Origin of the sequence: Synechococcus sp. R55.7, assembly GCF_047461955.1 — a bacterium.
GTDB lineage: Bacteria > Cyanobacteriota > Cyanobacteriia > Thermostichales > Thermostichaceae > Thermostichus.
The window spans coordinates 1-856 of record NZ_JANSIC010000422.1 but is presented as its reverse complement, the minus strand read 5'-3'; the positions used below and the strand labels follow the sequence as shown (position 1 = coordinate 856).

1 protein-coding gene is annotated in these 856 nt (G+C 61.7%); it reads right to left on the bottom strand.

The window, feature by feature from the left end; genetic code table 11:
• On the bottom strand, positions 1 to 805 hold an 805-nt coding region (locus NW820_RS12895; protein WP_414407707.1), incomplete at its 3' end, for an NAD-dependent epimerase/dehydratase family protein.
• Between the last annotated feature and the right edge of the window lie 51 nt (positions 806 to 856).

Below are 856 nucleotides of genomic sequence, written 5' to 3'. Positions count from 1 at the left end.
CGCGAACGAGAGCCGGGGGCAGAGGCACTCGGAAATAGATCCGTTTTTTGAAATAAGCACACATCTGTTCCACACATTCATCCCAGGAGAGGGGGGGATTGCCCAACACCCAATCGCCGCCACCAGGCAGATGGGCCACCCAATAGGCCACCATCTCGGCCACATCGGCAGCGTGGATAAAGTGGAAGCTGGCATCCACCCGCAAAAAGCGGATCAGATCCAGCCAGCGGAGAACGTCCTTGAGGCCGGCAGTGATGTGGGAGTAGGGGTGGTGGGGGCTGCCGCCAAAGAGCAGGGTGGGATAAAGGGTGAGCAGGCGCTCCGGCCAGAAGCCGCTTTCCTGCCGCCGCAGCAGCATCTCGTACTTGCTGCGGATGTAGTCGGTGCCGGCCCGTCCGGCGATGGCCAAAGGCTCCAGGGCCTGGTTTAAAAGGCTGGCTGTGGAAAAGTAGATCACCTGCTGACAGCGCTCCGGATCCAACAACTGAAAGAGCTCCAGGGTGTGGGTAACATTCACGGCCCAAGCCAGGGTGGGATCCCCCCAGGCTGCCGCCATGTGGATCAGCCCATCCATCTGCCGCAGCAGGGCAGCCTGTTCCCGGATGCGCAGGAGATCGCCGGGTACTAGGGTGATAGGGGCGGGCAGCCGTTCTAGGGGCAGCCGCAGGCGGCTGGTCTCGCGGATGAGAACGTACAGGTGGTAGGCGGGCCGCTCCGGAAACTCGGGATCCCTTTGCTGGGCCAGGCGCTCCAACACATAGTGCCCCAGGCAGCCGCTAGCGCCGGTAAGAAACAGGTTTCGCAAGAGGTCTTCCCAACGGGACTCGATGAAAAAAGCTTCTGACTAGTGTACCGC